This window comes from Rhizobium sp. 2YAF20 (assembly GCF_052114685.1).
GTDB lineage: Bacteria > Pseudomonadota > Alphaproteobacteria > Rhizobiales > Rhizobiaceae > Rhizobium.
This window is the reverse complement of sequence record NZ_JBFRFF010000001.1, coordinates 663,295-678,839: the sequence shown is the minus strand read 5'-3', so window position 1 is coordinate 678,839 and position 15,545 is coordinate 663,295. Positions and strand designations below refer to the sequence as shown.

General features: G+C 59.6%; 16 protein-coding genes and 1 riboswitch. Of the genes, 9 read left to right on the top strand and 7 right to left on the bottom strand.

Annotated features, from left to right (window positions below):
• Nucleotide 1: 1 nt before the first annotated feature.
• Nucleotides 2-769, bottom strand: a complete 768-nt coding sequence (locus tag AB4Z52_RS03260; RefSeq protein WP_442216446.1) for an N-formylglutamate amidohydrolase — start codon at nucleotides 767-769, stop codon at nucleotides 2-4.
• Nucleotides 770-948: 179 nt separating this feature from the next.
• On the opposite strand from AB4Z52_RS03260, the gene AB4Z52_RS03255 reads away from it, so the two are divergent.
• The 7 genes from AB4Z52_RS03255 to AB4Z52_RS03225 all read left to right on the top strand — a co-directional run bounded on the left by AB4Z52_RS03255 (nucleotide 949) and on the right by AB4Z52_RS03225 (nucleotide 8,329).
• Complete coding sequence (locus AB4Z52_RS03255; RefSeq protein WP_442216445.1) at nucleotides 949-1,821, top strand: MurR/RpiR family transcriptional regulator; 873 nt, start codon at nucleotides 949-951, stop codon at nucleotides 1,819-1,821.
• A gap of 182 nt (nucleotides 1,822-2,003) precedes the next feature.
• Nucleotides 2,004-3,107: an ABC transporter substrate-binding protein gene (locus AB4Z52_RS03250; RefSeq protein ID WP_442216444.1), complete on the top strand. Its 1,104-nt coding sequence runs from the start codon at nucleotides 2,004-2,006 to the stop codon at nucleotides 3,105-3,107.
• Between the two features lie 71 nt (nucleotides 3,108-3,178).
• A complete protein-coding gene (locus tag AB4Z52_RS03245; RefSeq protein WP_442216443.1) occupies nucleotides 3,179-4,075 on the top strand; it encodes an ABC transporter permease in 897 nt (298 codons plus the stop codon).
• The gene (locus AB4Z52_RS03240) at nucleotides 4,072-4,860 is read left to right on the top strand and encodes an ABC transporter permease (protein ID WP_442216442.1); all 789 of its coding nucleotides are present in this window, start codon (nucleotides 4,072-4,074) and stop codon (nucleotides 4,858-4,860) included. Before AB4Z52_RS03245 ends, AB4Z52_RS03240 begins: the two co-directional genes overlap by 4 nt.
• 11 nt (nucleotides 4,861-4,871) lie before the next feature.
• On the top strand, nucleotides 4,872-5,933 hold the full coding sequence (locus AB4Z52_RS03235; protein WP_442216441.1) for an ABC transporter ATP-binding protein: 1,062 nt from the start codon (nucleotides 4,872-4,874) through the stop codon (nucleotides 5,931-5,933).
• 88 nt (nucleotides 5,934-6,021) lie between these two features.
• Nucleotides 6,022-6,173: riboswitch (FMN riboswitch) on the top strand.
• 112 nt (nucleotides 6,174-6,285) lie between these two features.
• Nucleotides 6,286-6,762 carry a 6,7-dimethyl-8-ribityllumazine synthase gene (locus tag AB4Z52_RS03230; RefSeq protein ID WP_442216440.1) on the top strand — a complete coding sequence of 159 codons (477 nt, stop codon included), beginning with the start codon at nucleotides 6,286-6,288 and terminating at the stop codon, nucleotides 6,760-6,762.
• Nucleotides 6,763-6,985: 223 nt separating this feature from the next.
• A complete protein-coding gene (locus AB4Z52_RS03225) occupies nucleotides 6,986-8,329 on the top strand; it encodes an MFS transporter (protein ID WP_442216439.1) in 1,344 nt (447 codons plus the stop codon).
• Nucleotides 8,330-8,450: 121 nt separating this feature from the next.
• Here AB4Z52_RS03225 and AB4Z52_RS03220 read toward each other — a convergent pair whose 3' ends face one another.
• Nucleotides 8,451-9,218, bottom strand: a complete 768-nt coding sequence (locus AB4Z52_RS03220; RefSeq protein ID WP_442216438.1) for a reverse transcriptase domain-containing protein — start codon at nucleotides 9,216-9,218, stop codon at nucleotides 8,451-8,453.
• A 322-nt stretch (nucleotides 9,219-9,540) separates the two neighbouring features.
• Here AB4Z52_RS03220 and AB4Z52_RS03215 point away from each other — a divergent pair, with 322 nt between their 5' ends.
• Nucleotides 9,541-9,846 carry an NIPSNAP family protein gene (locus AB4Z52_RS03215; RefSeq protein ID WP_442216437.1) on the top strand — a complete coding sequence of 102 codons (306 nt, stop codon included), beginning with the start codon at nucleotides 9,541-9,543 and terminating at the stop codon, nucleotides 9,844-9,846.
• A 336-nt stretch (nucleotides 9,847-10,182) separates the two neighbouring features.
• Nucleotides 10,183-11,058, top strand: coding sequence for a LysR substrate-binding domain-containing protein (locus AB4Z52_RS03210; protein ID WP_442216436.1), 876 nt, complete (start codon nucleotides 10,183-10,185; stop codon nucleotides 11,056-11,058).
• 6 nt (nucleotides 11,059-11,064) lie between these two features.
• On the opposite strand, the gene phnF is transcribed toward AB4Z52_RS03210, so the two are convergent.
• From phnF to AB4Z52_RS03185, 5 genes are all read right to left on the bottom strand, one after another.
• Nucleotides 11,065-11,787, bottom strand: coding sequence for a phosphonate metabolism transcriptional regulator PhnF (phnF, locus tag AB4Z52_RS03205; RefSeq protein WP_442216435.1), 723 nt, complete (start codon nucleotides 11,785-11,787; stop codon nucleotides 11,065-11,067).
• A gap of 11 nt (nucleotides 11,788-11,798) precedes the next feature.
• On the bottom strand, nucleotides 11,799-12,485 hold the full coding sequence (locus AB4Z52_RS03200; protein WP_442216434.1) for a class I SAM-dependent methyltransferase: 687 nt from the start codon (nucleotides 12,483-12,485) through the stop codon (nucleotides 11,799-11,801).
• A gap of 142 nt (nucleotides 12,486-12,627) precedes the next feature.
• Nucleotides 12,628-13,632, bottom strand: coding sequence for an ABC transporter ATP-binding protein (locus AB4Z52_RS03195; protein ID WP_442216433.1), 1,005 nt, complete (start codon nucleotides 13,630-13,632; stop codon nucleotides 12,628-12,630).
• A gap of 12 nt (nucleotides 13,633-13,644) precedes the next feature.
• Nucleotides 13,645-14,709, bottom strand: coding sequence for a Gfo/Idh/MocA family protein (locus tag AB4Z52_RS03190; RefSeq protein ID WP_442216432.1), 1,065 nt, complete (start codon nucleotides 14,707-14,709; stop codon nucleotides 13,645-13,647).
• Nucleotides 14,706-15,545, bottom strand: a complete 840-nt coding sequence (locus AB4Z52_RS03185; RefSeq protein ID WP_442216431.1) for a carbohydrate ABC transporter permease — start codon at nucleotides 15,543-15,545, stop codon at nucleotides 14,706-14,708. The genes AB4Z52_RS03190 and AB4Z52_RS03185 overlap by 4 nt, the downstream gene beginning before the upstream one ends.

Here is a 15,545-nt window from a genome sequence, read left to right as displayed (position 1 = left end):
GTCAGGCATCCAGGCTTCTCTGGATCAGCCCCGTCAGATAGTCAGCCACGACCCCTTGGCCTGTATCGTCCGCGACGAGGTCGTTGCGGACCTCGATCATTACATTATGCAACCCATTGGCAATTCCGTGAAGCTGCAGAGTATGCGTCACGCCGTCTTCCGGTCCATAGGGCTTGTTGCGCTCGGTCCTGAAGAGCAGCGCATCTTGCGCAGCCCTCAGCATACGATCTGCGAGATGGCTGTCGGTATCGTGCAGAATGCCAAGCTCGACGCCGCGCGTCGTACCCATGTACACCGGCGTGAAGCTGTGAACCGTGACGATGACCGTCCGCTGCCCCCTCGCCGCGCGGTCCTTGATCAGCGCCCGGATGCGGTCGTGAAACGGCACGTAGAGCGCCTCGGTGCGTGCCTGCCGCTCCGCCACCCCCAGATGCAGATTGCCCGGGATCGTATAGATTTCGCTGACCTCCGGCATCGCACCGGCCGAGTGAGGTGGCCGATTGCAATCGTAGACCAGCCGCGAAAAGCGCTGGTGGACAAGCGTCGCATCGAGCGCCGCCGACATTCGTCGCGATACGGCCAAAGCGCCAGGATCCCAGGCAATATGGCTCGATAGCGCCTCTTCCGAAAGCCCGAGGTTACCGAAATGCTGTGGCAGCACGCGGGAGGCGTGCTCGCAGATAATCAGTACCGGGCTCATTCCGTCCGGCCTCTCAACCGCGACGCAATCCCCGTCCGCTTCGGTCAACACTGTTTGCCGAGCAAGCATCGTGCAGCAACACCCATCGCTTAATAAAAACTTACTAAAGAAAAGAATTCTTCAGGTTTGCGTCGCTGTCAACCGGAAACTGAAAATTTCTCTTCAACAAGGACATTGACTCCATATGTGACAGCGTTGTTAACTCATTTAGGAGATCGGCAAAGACCGATCCGGGGAGCAAAACCAGAGTGAGCAATGCGTCGAAAACAGTCTCGGACGTCATAAATGCGCATTTCGATGGCCTGACGCGGGCAGAGAAGCAACTCGCCAAGAGTTTGCTGGATAACTATCCCGTTTCAGGCCTCGGCAGCATTACGACGGTGGCCGAAAATGCACGAGTGTCGACGCCGACCGTGGCTCGCATGGTGCAGAAGATTGGCTTCAAGGGATATCCGGAATTTCAATCTCGTCTTCACCAGGAGGTCGAGGCGACGATTTCCAATCCGCTCACGAAGCGTGACCGCTGGGCGTCCAACGCACCCGGAACCCACATCCTCAATCGTTTCGCCGACGCTATCAGCGACAACCTGCGCCAGACATTGAAAGACCTCGACACCGTGACGTTCGACAGCGTTGCAACCTTGCTGTCGGAGCATAAGCGCGGCCTTTATTTCGTCGGCGGCCGCATCACAGGCGCGCTGGCGGAATATTTTTTCACCCATATGCAGGTGATCCGGCCGAACACCACGCTGCTCTCGGCAAACTCTAGCTCCTGGCCTCAATATGCCCTGAACATGAACCCTGGCGACGTGCTGGTGATCTTCGACATCCGCAGATACGAGCAGGAAATGGAAAGCCTTGCCGCCGCCGCCCGTCGCCGCGGCGCTGATATTATCGTGTTCACCGATCAATGGGCGACGCCCGCCGCCAAGCACGCGAAACATACGTTTCGAGTGCAAATCGAGGCGCCGTCCGCCTGGGATTCGTCCGTCGTCACGCTCTTTATCGTCGAGGCCCTGATCGAGGCTGTCCAGAATTCAACCTGGGACGAGACGAGCGCGCGCATGAAAACATTGGAGGGCCTGTTCGAGCAGACCAAGCTCTTCCGCAAACTGGGTTAGGAGGAAGGGAGAGAATGAAATTTTCGGGCGCAGTTCGCGTAACAACCCGGAATAGTTACCCCGCTAAAGGGAAGGCCGACAGGCGGCTAAACCAGGGATGTGCCGAAATGATGCCCGTCACACAAGCTTCATGCAATGTCATTAACAGCTTCGCCAGATACTGGAAATCAAAGGAGAAAAACATGAACACTAATATTCGCCGTATCCTTTCGCTTTCGACCGCATTGGTCATGGCGTCCACCGCCATCGCTTCAGCCGCTCCAAGCGACGACCTGGTCGCCGCCGCCAAGAAGGAAGGCTCGCTGACCACGATCGCTCTCCCGCACGACTGGTGCGGCTATGGTGACGTCATTTCCGGTTTCAAGGCCAAGTATGGCCTGACTGTCAATGAACTGAACCCCGATGCTGGTTCCGGCGACGAAGTCGAAGCCATCAAGGCCAACAAGGGCAACACCGGCCCGCAGGCTCCTGACGTCGTTGACGTCGGCCTCTCCTTTGGCCCGTCCGCCAAGAAGGACGGCCTGCTGCAGCCTTACAAGGTTTCGACCTGGGCTTCGATCCCGGATAGCGCCAAGGATGCCGAAGGCTACTGGTATGGCGACTATTACGGCGTTCTCACCTTCGTCGTGAACAAGGACATCGTCAAGGAAAACCCGAAGGACTGGGCTGACCTGAAGAAGCCGGCTTTTGCCAACACCGTTGCTCTCGCAGGCGACCCGCGCACGGCAAACCAGGCTGTACAGGGCGTTTTTGCCGCCGGCCTGTCCACCGGCGAAAAAGATGCTGCCAAGGCTGGTGCTGCTGGCCTCAAGTTCTTCTCCGAGCTCAACAAGTCTGGCAACTTTGTTCCCGTCATCGGCAAGTCGGCTCCGCTCGCTCAGGGTTCGACCCCGATCGTCGTCGCATGGGACTATAACGGCCTTGCATGGCGCGACAGCCTGAAGGGCAACCCGCCGGTCGACGTCGTCGTTCCGGCTACGGGCGTTGTCGCCGGTGTCTATGTTCAGGCGATCTCCGCCTTCGCGCCGCACCCGAACGCTGCCAAGCTCTGGATGGAGTACCTCTATTCGGACGAAGGTCAGGTTCTGTGGCTGAAGGGCTATTGCCACCCGATCCGTTTCAACGATCTTGCCAAGAACAACAAGATCCCTGCGGACGTTCTGGCCAAGCTGCCGCCGGCCGCTGCCTATGAAAAGGCCGTCTTCCCGACGCTCGAAGAGCAGGCTGCCGGCAAGACGGCAATCACCACCGGTTGGGACAGCGTCGTCGGCACCAACGTCAAGTAATCAACTCACCTGCCTCCCCGCCCGAAAGGCGGGGAGGCTCTCTTCCTCCGGCTGAGAAGTGATTGGGCTTCATGAGCACCGTTTCGACATCGACGATCAGTACCCATGCTCCCCTGATTAGCAGGAAGACCGTCATAGATTGGCTGGGGATCGCACCCTTCACCATTTTCGCGCTGCTGTTTCTGGTCGTGCCGACGATCTATCTGATTTCGGGCGCGTTCCTGACGCCAGAGGGCCAGTTGACGCTTCAAAACCTGCGTGATCTCAACACCCAGGCGATCCGCGACGCCTACTGGATCAGCATCAAGATCTCAATCGCCTCCTCGATCGGCGGCGCCCTCATCGGCTTCTTCCTTGCCTGGGCCATCGTGCTCGGCGGCCTGCCCTCCTGGGTCCGCAGCGGGCTTTTGACCTTTTCCGGTGTTGCGTCGAATTTTGCCGGGGTGCCCCTCGCCTTCGCGTTCCTCGCAACCCTCGGCCGCACCGGCCTCGTCACCGTGTTCCTGCGCGACTGGTTTGGCTTCAACCTCTATTCCACCGGCTTCAATCTGCTGAGCTTCTTCGGCCTGACCATCACCTATATGTACTTCCAGATTCCGTTGATGCTTTTGATCCTGACACCGGCGCTCGACGGCCTGAAGAAGGAGTGGAAGGAAGCAGCCTCCATCCTCGGCGCCACAAACGGCATGTACTGGCGCATGATCGCCCTGCCCATCCTTTGGCCGAGCCTGCTTGGCACGACCCTGCTGCTCTTTGCCAATTCCTTCGGTGCCATCGCCACCGCCTATGCGCTGACCGGCAGTTCGCTCAACATCGTGCCCATCCTGCTCTATGCCCAGATCCGCGGCGACGTGCTTCACAATGCAAACCTCGGTTACGCCCTGGCCCTCGGCATGATCGTCATCACGGGTGTCTCCAACATCATCTACATCATGTTGCGCATGCGCGCCGAACGGTGGCAAAAATGAAAATGGGTCGCTTCTTCGCCTGGCTCGCAATTGCCATCGGCGTCATTTATTTCTTCGTTCCACTTATCGGCACGTTCGAGTTTTCCCTGCGCGCCCGCCGCGGCGTCTATAGTTTCGATGCCTACGAATCGGTATTCTCCGACGCCTCGTTCCGCGAGACGTTCGGCTATTCGATGCTGATGGCGCTCTTCACCATCATCTTCGGCATGCTGCTCGTCGTGCCGACGGCCTATTGGGTGCGCCTGCGCCTGCCGCAGATGCGGCCGGTCGTCGAGTTCGTCACCCTGATGCCGTTGGTTATCCCTGCGATCGTCATCGTCTTCGGTTATTTGAGGATGTACAATTCGTCCTCAATCCTGCCTCTGACAGGCTATGCCTCCACGACCAACCTCCTTCTCGTCTGCTCCTATATTACGCTGTCGCTTCCCTACATGTACCGCGCTGTGGATACCGCCATGCGCACCATCGATGTGAGGACCCTGACTGAGGCTGCAGAGAGCCTCGGCGCCAGCTGGACGACCATTATGTTCAGGTGCATCTTTCCAAACGTCATGAGCGGCGTTCTTTCCGGCGCCTTCATTACCCTCGCAATCGTCATCGGCGAATTCACCATGGCCTCCCTGCTCGGACGCCCGGCATTCGGTCCCTATCTGCAGCTTGTCGGCGCCAACAAGGCCTATGAGCCTTCGGCGCTCGCGATGATCGCCTTTGCGGTCACCTGGCTTAGTATGGGCCTGCTACAACTCGTTTCCCGTTTCAATCGAGCCGCTCCGGCCAAGGTTTAAGGTACTGCACGATGGCGTTTCTCGAACTATCCAACATCAAGAAGTCATTCGGCAACGTGCACGTGGTGCACGACTTTACCATGCATATCGAGAAGGGCGAATTCGTCTCCTTCCTCGGACCATCGGGCTGCGGCAAGACGACCGTGCTGCGGATGATCGCCGGCTTCGAAACGCCGACCGCCGGCTCGCTTACGATCGCCGGGAAAGACCAGCGTCCACTAAAGCCGAACCAGCGCAACATCGGCATGGTGTTCCAGGCCTACGCCCTGTTTCCGAACATGAGCGTTCATGACAATGTCGCCTTCGGCCTCAAGGTCGCCGGCGCGCCAAAGGAAGAGATCGACAGTCGCGTCAAGGAAATGCTCGGCCTCATCAAGCTCGATCACCTGGCCGACCGTTACCCCTACCAGATGTCTGGTGGCCAGCAGCAGCGCGTGGCGCTTGCCCGCGCGCTCGCCGTCAAGCCGCAGGTGCTGCTGCTCGACGAGCCGCTCTCGGCACTCGACGCCAAGATCCGCGTCTCTCTGCGCGAGGAAATCCGCGCGATCCAACAGAAGCTCGGCATCACCACCGTCTTCGTGACGCACGACCAGGAAGAAGCCTTGTCGATTTCCGACCGGATCGTGGTCATGAATGCCGGCCGCGCCGACCAGATCGGCACGCCATTCGAAATCTACAACACGCCGGCAACGCGCTTCGTGGCTTCGTTCGTCGGCACGCTGAACCTCATCGAGGCCAAGGTTGTCGATCCCGACAAGAACCGCATCATCATCGGCGACCAGGGCGTCACGCTCAAGCAGTCCGTTACAGCCTACAAGGCCGGCGATACGGTTTCGTTGGCCCTGCGTCCAGAAGCCGGTTCGCTTGCGGAAGGTGCCAAGGGTGACACGGCATTGACCGGCGACGTGACGTCTGCGCATTTCCTCGGCTCCGTTATCCGCACCCGCATGAACGTCGGCGGCAACACCATTTCCTTCGACATGTTCAACAGCCCCGGCAAGATGCCGCCCGCCGTCGGCGAACGCGTCACGCTTCGCTTCTCGGCGGAAGATCTGCTCGTCATTCGCGACTGATCGCTTTTCTCGAACAAAGTGTTCAAAAACGCCTCACATATTGAGGCGTTTTTGCTTTGATTTTTAAGCTGGCCAGCAGATATAGTCTCCTTGTTCTCAGGGCGGGGTGCAATTCCCCACCGGCGGTATCGGGACTTGTCCCGGAGCCCGCGAGCGCTTTTCGCCCCCCAGGCGAAAGGGTCAGCAGATCCGGTGCGATGCCGGAGCCGACGGTCATAGTCCGGATGGAAGAGAGCACGTTGGATCGACGGCCTTTCCGCGCCAAGGGACACCCCTGCGCCAAGGCGCCATACGACCCGGCTTGTTCGCCCAAGGGATGTTGAAGCAAACCCTTGAAAGGCAAGACAAAGAAATGACAATCTCCGTATTACCGCAAAGAGGCAAGATCGCCGTCGTTCGCGCCCGCTGGCATGCCGACATCGTCGACCAATGCGTCGAAAGCTTCGTCTCCGAATGGCAGACACTCGACAGCAATCCGGCCGCCGTCGAGATCTTCGACGTGCCGGGCGCGCTTGAAATTCCGCTCCATGTGCAGACGCTTGCCCGCAGCGGCCGTTTTGCCGCCATCATCGCCACGGCCTTTGTCGTCGATGGCGGCATCTATCGCCACGATTTCGTCGCTGGCACCGTGCTCGATGCGATGGTGCGCGTCCAGCTGGACACCGGCGTGCCTGTACTCTCTGCAGTCCTGACCCCGCACCATTTCCAGGAGAGCGAAGCCCACATTCGCTTCTTCAAGGACCATTTCGTCATCAAGGGCAAGGAAATGGCCAACGCCTGCCAGCAGATCCTCAGCGAACGTGCCAAGCTGCTGACGTTTGCGGCGTGACAGCACTTCCCCTTCTCCCCTCGGGGAGAAGGCGGTCCCGAAGGGGTCGGATGAGGGGAGCGGCAGGCTTGTCCCTTTCATCTGCCCTGTCGGAGATCTTCTCCCGCTGGGGAGAAGAGAGACCTGCGGCGTTTCCACGCCACATATCTCTTGAAAAGCCCATCCCGATCCCGCATTCAACTAGCGAGTGAGGAATTCAACGTTTCAGCAGAGAACAGCGCCCATGTCTCCAACAGCGACGCAATCGCCAGCGGCTCGCCGCCTGACGGCACAGGATTTTCGCACGCTCGGGCTTGCGGCCCTCGGCGGCGCGCTCGAATTCTATGACTTCATCATCTTCGTGTTCTTTGCGACTGTCATCGGCAAGCTGTTCTTTCCACCCGATATGCCGGACTGGCTGGTGCTGATACAGACCTACGGCATCTTTGCCGCCGGCTATCTCGTGCGTCCGCTCGGCGGCATCGTCCTTGCCCATTTTGGCGATCTATTCGGCCGCAAGCGCGTCTTTGCCTTTTCGCTGCTGTTGATGGCACTGTCGACGCTCGGCATGGCCGCCATGCCGACCTACCAGTCGATTGGCCTCGCCGCACCCATCCTCCTCATCGTGTTGCGTATTGTGCAAGGTGCGGCGATCGGCGGTGAAGTGCCCGGCGCCTGGACCTTCGTTGCCGAGCATGTGCCGTTCCGCCGCGTCGGCTTTGCCTGCGGCTTCCTGTGCTCGGGCCTGACGCTCGGCATCCTGCTCGGCTCGTCCATCGCGACGATCATCAACACCGTCTTCATACCGGATGAAGTCGCGGCCTATGGCTGGCGCATTCCCTTCCTCATCGGCGGCATCTTCGGTCTGATCGCCGTCTATCTCCGCACATGGCTGCAGGAGACCCCAATCTTCGCAGAGATGAAAAGAAGCCGCTCGCTCGCAAACGAGCTGCCGCTGAAGGCCGTCCTGCGGGACTATCCGCGCGGCATCGTCATCTCGATGCTGCTGACCTGGATCCTGTCGGCCGGCATCGTCGTCACGACACTGATGACCGCGACCTTCCTTCAGAAGCTCTACCACTATACCGCCCAGCAGTCGCTTGCCGCGACCAGCTTCGGCACGCTGTTCCTGATCTTCGGCACGGCTGCGGCCGGCGCCATCGTCGATCGCGTCGGGTCGGGAAGGTTCTTCACCGTGGCTAGCCTGTTCTTCGGCGCTGCGACCTTCGCCTTCTATACCTATGCCGCTGCCTCCCTGACGGTCATGTTCGTCCTCTACGCTATCATGGGCCTTTCGGTTGGCCTCGTCGGTGCCGTGCCCTATGTCATGGTCCGCGCCTTCCCGGCCCGCGTCCGCTTCACCGGCCTCTCCTTTTCCTACAATGTCGCCTACGCGATCTTCGGCGGCCTGACACCGATCGCCGTGACCTCATTGCTCCCCCTCAACCCGATGGCCCACGCCTACTACCTCCTCTTCATCGCCGCCCTCGCCTTTGGCCTTGGGCTCTATCTCACCGCCAAGGGCGATCAGGTCGAATCGGATGCGGGTATTGAGGAATTGACGACGAGGATGGCGGTGGAATCGTGACATTCAAAGACCTGCGCGCCGCGCCGGCAATCGATCGACCGGGTCACCGGAGGCAGTCACCCGCCCCCGGTTCCCACAGAACGTAGCGTGCGGATTTCCCGCACTACGCTCTTCGGCAGCTTCACAGCACCGCGAGTGCTTTCAGCTTCCCGTAAGGAAGCCGCAGCTTGGGTCGCAGCAGCGGGTTCCGTTCTTTGATCTGGTTGAAAGTGTCCCATGTGAGGTGGCCACCATCTCGGCTGCGGCTGCGTAACATTCGGCACCAGTACCGTTCCGTGACCCGATACACCTTGAGCAGCGACCGAAGATTTCCGGCGATGCCATAATAGGCGTAGTGGCCACGAAGAGCAGCGTTGATTTCGCTGACCTGGTCTCTGATGACGTAATGTCGAACTTGCCGCATCAGCTCCTGCAGAGCCGAGAGACTACGTCGAAGCCGAGACTTCTCCGTGCGCATCCCGACCTTGAAGTTACCCTTTTGGTTCCGCGAGCAGTACAGCGTCATGCCCAGAAAGTAGATCGTCTCTGGGCGGCTTCTGCCGCGTTTGCTCGCGTCCCTCTGGGCAAACCGGCCAAACTCGACCAACTTGGTCTTGCTCGGCTCAAGTGTGAGGCCAAACTTCCCCAAACGATGACGGAGAGCTTCCTCGACGCGGAGCGCATCCGATTGATGTTGGAAACAGATCACGAAGTCGTCGATATAACGCACCAGCCGGGCTTCGCCCTTGAGCTGGACCTTCACCACGCGCTCGAACCAGAGGTCGAGCACGTAGTGTAGATAAACGTTGCTCAGCAAAACGCTGATCGACCCTCCTTGTGGAGTTCCTTCATCGCTCGGGTGGATAGCCCCGTCCTCAAGGACGCCTGCCTTCAGCCAGCGCCTGTTCACGACAAACCTCTTGGTTGCATGCTGGCGGTACGAACCCCGGGAGCATCTCAAGCCACTCGCAATGACGCAGCCCGCGATTCCGCCTTCCCCTTAGAGAGATAGGGTCAGCTACTCCGATAACGTTCGATTTCGGGGCTATCTATCCGTTCACATATGTTCCGGCCTACAACCTCCTTGTCTACGCTTCGCAGTGGCCGTTACCGGACACCACGCAAGACTCAGTACACGGCTGCTTGCTAGGCTTTGCCGTGGCCGCCATCCCAGACGGCTAGATTTGTCGCGCTTGCAAGGCGCGACTCCCACAAGAACCAAAGGTGCCATCATGATTACCTGCCATCTTCGCTACGTCGTTGAACCCTACAAGATTGCGGAATTCGAGACCTATGCGCGCCTCTGGATCCCGATCGTCAACAGGATGGGCGGCACGCACCACGGCTATTTTCTGCCATCCGAAGGCGCCAACAACATCGCCGTTGCCCTCTTCTCCTTTCCGAGCCTTGCAGCCTATGAAAGCTATCGACATCAAATGGCGGACGATGCCGAATGCCAGGCTGCCTTCGATCTCGAAAAACGCAATCGCAGCATCGTCAGCTACGAGCGAAGCTTCATGCGCCCAGTTCTCGGTTGAGAGCGATAAAACGCGAGATTCCCAAGAGATCGCCAAAGGTCGCGGGGGGCAAATAGCCAACTAAGGATGGGCCGCGGCTTCAAAAGGTCATGCGCCTCCTCGCGAGACAGGCCGGCGTCCTGAAGCAAGTGATCGTTTGGCCTTTCCGCGACGAGCTGAAGTGAGCGATATCGAATCAAGTCGAACCGCAGCTGCACTCGCTCCTGGCCTTTGCCCGCATCACACATCCCGGTCGCTCCGCACCTTTTCGAACGCAGTAGATGTGATCCGCCGTTTGACATCGCACAAACGAATAGTGACAATAGCAGCCATTGAAAAATTTGATGGCAGGATGTGATGCAGATCCCTCTCGACAGCGACTTGCTGCGTGTATTTCTCGTGGTCGCCGACACCGGAAACGTCACGCGCGCTGCAAAAGATGTGGGGCGCACCCAATCGGCTGTCAGCCTGCAGGTGAAGCGGCTGGAAGAAAACATCGGTACGCCGCTTTTCGCTCGTGGGCCGCGTGGCGTGGCGCTGACCGAAAGTGGCCGGCAGCTTCTTCCCTATGCGCGACGCATTGTCGGACTGATGGACGAAACCACCGCGGCGATGCGCCGCAAACCGCTGGACGGCCCGGTGCGTATCGGCATTCCCGAAGAATACGGTGATACAGTGCTCCCCCGGGCACTGGCCGCCTTTGCGGAAAGCCAGCCCAAGGTCGATGTCACTGTCCTGTGCGGATACACGGCCCAGCAGATGCAAGCGCTGGAAAACGACATGCTCGACCTTGCCGTCGTCTTCGACTGGAGCATTGAGACGCGGGGCGAAGTGCTCTTCGTCGATCCAACCGTCTGGGTGACATCGACCGTCCACAAGCTGCATGAACGCGACCCCGTACCGATCGCCGTTTACGGCCGCTCGAACTGGTGCCGCGATTTCGCCATCAGGTCACTTGAACAGCATAGCCGGCCCTATCGCGTCGCCTATAGCTGCGATACCAGCGGCGGCCTCAAGATAGCAGTCACGGCCGGCCTCGGCATCGCGCCGCTGTCGCGCAGCAATATCCCTGCGGACTGCCGCGAGCTGACATTGGAAGACGGTTTCCCGCCGATCGATTCATCCCGCGTCGTAATGAGGCGCAACGCCTATCACGCAAGCCCCGCCGTCGAAAGCATGGCCAACGTCATCCGTTCCGCCTTCCGCCCTGCGCAGCAGCCGAACTTGCGATAGCGTGGATCACCCTAAATCGATCTTGAACGTTACCCGTTCCGCAGACCACAACGTTTCGGCATAGGCAATCGGGCTGCCGCTCTTGTCGGCATCGACCTTGGTGATGACGAGCACCGGCAGTGACTTGGGCTGTCGCAGCAGCCGTGCTTCCTCGGCGCTCGGCATGCGCGCCTCGATCTCCGTGGACTGCCGGTCATAGTCCTCGATACCGTAGATCGCCAAAGCTGCAGTGATCGTCGAATGCGTTGCCCGCACCCTGTCAAAATCCGGGAAACGGTCAGCTGGGTAGAAACTGTCTCCCAACTCCACCGGAACGCCGTCCGCCGTCATGACACCGCGGCGATGAATGACCATAGCGCCAGTCGGAAGACCCAGCCTGGATGCAACACGGGACGGCGCCGCAATGATTTCGTGCACAAGCAATTCCCCGCCCGGCTCGAAACCCTGCTCGATCAGGTTCTTTGAAAAACGCGTCTTTTTCGACAGGGTGTAGTCCAGTGTCCCCTTATGCACGAAGGTCCCCCGGCCTTGCTCGGCCCGCACAAGTCCCCTGGCCTCAAGGTGTGCGAGCGCTTGCCGGACGGTGAAACGGCTGACGCCGTAGCGCTCCATCAATTGCGGCTCGGTCGGCAACTGGTCGCCGGGCACGAGCGTCCCGGCAGCGATCTCGGCGGCAAGAACCTCGCCGATTTGATGCCACAACGTGCTGCCGCTCTTGCGATCAATCATGACCGGATCGCTCACACACGCTTTTCGAGCCGGAACAGCAATTTGTATTCCGCGGGATAGGCGATAGCGTCGAGAACGCTTGGATAATATTTGCGATCCTTCGTCGCCGATACGAAGCCGTCGAAGCCGAAGCGCTTTACGGAGACGTCGAACCCGGCCGCGGCGAAAGCCTCGATGTAATCTTGAGGCGAATAATCCTGCACCGGCGCATTGCTGTTTGAACCGATCAGGTGGCGCCATTTCGGCCAGAGCGGGTTTTCCGTATGGCAACCCGTCACCGCGTAGTAGATGCCGCCATCTCGCAGCACCCGGTACATCTGCCCGGCGTGCATTTTCAAATCCGGCAGCAGATAAATGACTTCATAGCTAAAAGCCACGTCGATGGTATCAGCCCACGGCACGAGATCGGTGGCAACCGCGAAGCGAAGCGGCAAATCGCCCTTGGCAGCATCCGCCGCGGCAACGGATTCGGACGCGATATCAATCCCGATACCTCGTCGGAATGGCCGCAACGCATGAAGCAAGCGCAAGAACCCGCCACGACTGCAGCCGAAGTCAAGAATGGTCTTCGAGGAGAAGTCGCGCTCAGGAACCGTCTCAATAAAATGCCGCCAATATCGATGATGCGATAGAGCCATCGCTGTATCGCCGTTTGGTTCGGTATGCCATGTCGCATATGAAGTCACTGCAGCGGTCATCTTGTGCTCCCATTGATGTAGACAGGACAAAGTTTACAGAGGCACCATGACGGCCTGATGAATTCGTCCGGATGACCGGATGTACTCAAAAAAATGCCCCGCACGAGGGCGGGGCTTGCGTAATAGGGGCGCGCGGAGAGGGTTAGGGGCGGATCGCCTGGTCGTTGGCGTCGAAGCGGTGCATGTGGGTGGTGTCGGGGGTGGCGTAGACGATTTCATCAGGCTCGTATTGGTGTTCCCCGAAGAGGCGAACCGTCAGCAGCCCGGTCTGGTCGGATTCGAGATAGATGATCGTGTCGGCGCCGAGGTGCTCGACGTGAACGACCTTGGCGGCCCAGGTTCCTTGCTGGCGTGATAGCGTAATGTGCTCCGGGCGGACGCCGATGGTCTTTGCCTTGGCGTCACCGAGCTTGTCGCCGGGGATCATGTTCATCTGCGGCGAGCCGATGAAGCTGCCGACGAAGACGTTGGCCGGGCGATTGTAGAGTTCCATCGGAGTGCCGACCTGCTCGATCGCTCCGGCATTGAGCACGACGATCCGGTCGGCCAACGTCATTGCCTCGACCTGGTCGTGGGTGACGTAGATCATCGTCGCCTTCAGGCTGCGATGCAGCCGGGCGATTTCGAGGCGGGTCTGGACGCGCAGCGCGGCATCGAGGTTCGACAGCGGCTCATCGAACAGGAAAAGGGCCGGTTCGCGCACGATGGCGCGCCCGATTGCGACGCGCTGGCGCTGCCCGCCGGAAAGTTCGGCCGGGCGCCTTGCGAGATATGGCCCCAGAGAGAGCATGCCCGACGCTTTGTCGACGCGCGTGTCGATCTCGTTCTTCGGCATGCCGGCCTGCTTGAGGCCGAGGCCCATATTGTCCTTGACCGTCAGGTGCGGATAGAGCGCGTAGGACTGGAACACCATGGCGATGCCGCGCTTGGCAGGCGGGGTTACGGTCACATCCTGGCCGTTGATCAGCACCGTGCCCGACGTCACGTCCTCGAGGCCGGCAATGCTGCGCAGCAGCGTCGACTTTCCGCAGCCGGAGGGACCGACGAAGATGACGAACTCCCCGTCCTTCACCTCGAGGTCGATGCCCTTCAGCACATCATGGTTGCCGTAGGCCTTGCGGATGGATTTCAGTTGAAGCGATCCCACTATATTCAATCCTTACAGATATACGGTCTTGCCGGTGCGGACGCTCTCGTCGGCGGCAAGGCAGATGCGAAGCGATTGCACGGCGTCATGCATGTGTCTTGTCAGGTCCAAGTCTTCGCGAATGGCCTTGAGCACGTAAGCCTGCTCGAAATTGCAGAGTTCTTGATGATCAGGCTCGCCTTCCATGTGCAGATCCTGGTCCGGATGGATGAACGTGCCGTTCGGTCCGGTCTCGGCGTTGTGCAGGCGAATGACGGAGGTCTTGGTGTGCGTATCGATATCGTCGGACTTGGCGTTCGGGTCCATGACGATCGATACGGCGCCGTTCGGCGACATGACATCCTTCACGAAGAATGCGGTTTCGGAGATCATCGGCCCCCAGCCGGCTTCGTACCAGCCGACAGAGCCGTCCTCGAACTTCACCTGAAGGTGGCCGTAATTGTACATATCAGATGCGATCTCATCGGAGAGCCTAAGGCCCATGCCACGAACCTCGACCGCCTTGGCGTCGGTGATCTGGCACATGACGTCGACATAGTGAACGCCGCAATCGACGATCGGCGAGGTTGTCTGCATCAGCGCCTTGTGGGTCTCCCAGGTCGGCCCACTCGATTGCTGGTTGAGGTTCATGCGGAAAACGTAAGGCCCGCCGAGGTTTCGCGCCTCAGCAATCAGCCGCATCCAGGACGGATGGTGGCGCAGGATGTAGCCGATCACCAGCTTGCGGCCGGCCCTCTTAGCGGCTGCTACGACCCGCTCCGCATCGGCAACGGTGGTCGCCAACGGCTTCTCGATAAAGACGTCGCATCCTGCCTCGAACGCCGTTACCGCATAGTCTGCGTGGCTGTCCGAATAGGTGCAGATCGAACAGAGGTCGGGTTTCAATTCCTTGAGCGCCGCCTTGAAATTCGGGTGGATTGTGTAGTGTTGCAGCTCCTCGGCCAATTGGGGCTTCGAGCGGTTGACGAGCCCAACGATCTCGAAACCCGGATTGTTGTGATAGGCGAGCGCATGGCTGCGGCCCATGTTGCCGAGGCCGGCGACAAGGACGCGGATCGGTTTTGCAGAAGGGTTCACTTGACGGCTCCAGAGGTGATGCCGCGGATCAGCTGCCGCGAGAAGAAAACATAGAGGACGAGGATGGGCAGGATCGCGAGCGAAAGTGCTGCGAGCACTGCGTTCCAGTTGGTGACGAACTGGCCGATGAATATTTGCGAGCCGAGCGTGACCGTCTTTGTGGCTTCGCTGGGCGCAAGAATCAGCGGGAACCAAAGGTCATTCCAGATCGGGATCATCGTGAAGACCGCAACCGTCGCCATGGCAGGCCTGACGAGCGGTATGACCAGCCGGAAGAAGATCGCATACTCGCTGAGGCCGTCGATGCGACCGGCATTCTTGAGGTCGTCGGAAACCGTGCGCATGAATTCCGACAGGATGAAGATCGCAAGCGGCAGCCCCTGAGCGGTATAGACGAGGACGAGGGCCGTCAGAGTGTTGACGAGGCCGGCGGCGACCATGCCTTGCAGGATTGCGACGGTGCCGAGGCGAATGGGGATCATGATGCCGATCGCCATATAAAGCCCGGTGATCAGGTTGCCGCGGAAGCGATATTCCGACAATGCGAAGGCAGCCATTGCGCCGAACAACAAGACCAGGACGATCGCCGAAACGGTGACGATGGCGCTGTTTTCGAAATAGATCAGGTAGTTGCCCTGGCCCACGACCGTCTGGTAGCCGATCATGCTGAAGGTCGACGGCAACGGCACGCTGAGCGGCGAGCGGAAGATCGATGCGCGATCCTTGAACGAATTGACGACGGTGAGGAACACCGGAAACAACGCGACCAGCGTATAGGCAATGAGGGCCAGGTGGACGAGGCCGGTGCGGATGGTGGAATTGCGTGCCTGGGACAT

Bases quoted from the DNA above. Each gene is read 5' to 3' on its own strand.
- AB4Z52_RS03260 (WP_442216446.1), bottom strand. From the start codon at position 769: ATGCTTGCTCGGCAAACAGTGTTGACCGAAGCGGACGGGGATTGCGTC.
- AB4Z52_RS03250 (WP_442216444.1), top strand. From the start codon at position 2,004: ATGAACACTAATATTCGCCGTATCCTTTCGCTTTCGACCGCATTGGTC.
- AB4Z52_RS03245 (WP_442216443.1), top strand. From the start codon at position 3,179: ATGAGCACCGTTTCGACATCGACGATCAGTACCCATGCTCCCCTGATT.
- AB4Z52_RS03240 (WP_442216442.1), top strand. From the start codon at position 4,072: ATGAAAATGGGTCGCTTCTTCGCCTGGCTCGCAATTGCCATCGGCGTC.
- AB4Z52_RS03235 (WP_442216441.1), top strand. From the start codon at position 4,872: ATGGCGTTTCTCGAACTATCCAACATCAAGAAGTCATTCGGCAACGTG.
- AB4Z52_RS03230 (WP_442216440.1), top strand. From the start codon at position 6,286: ATGACAATCTCCGTATTACCGCAAAGAGGCAAGATCGCCGTCGTTCGC.
- AB4Z52_RS03225 (WP_442216439.1), top strand. From the start codon at position 6,986: ATGTCTCCAACAGCGACGCAATCGCCAGCGGCTCGCCGCCTGACGGCA.
- AB4Z52_RS03215 (WP_442216437.1), top strand. From the start codon at position 9,541: ATGATTACCTGCCATCTTCGCTACGTCGTTGAACCCTACAAGATTGCG.
- AB4Z52_RS03210 (WP_442216436.1), top strand. From the start codon at position 10,183: ATGCAGATCCCTCTCGACAGCGACTTGCTGCGTGTATTTCTCGTGGTC.
- phnF (WP_442216435.1), bottom strand. From the start codon at position 11,787: ATGATTGATCGCAAGAGCGGCAGCACGTTGTGGCATCAAATCGGCGAG.
- AB4Z52_RS03200 (WP_442216434.1), bottom strand. From the start codon at position 12,485: ATGACCGCTGCAGTGACTTCATATGCGACATGGCATACCGAACCAAAC.
- AB4Z52_RS03185 (WP_442216431.1), bottom strand. From the start codon at position 15,545: ATGTCCCAGGCACGCAATTCCACCATCCGCACCGGCCTCGTCCACCTG.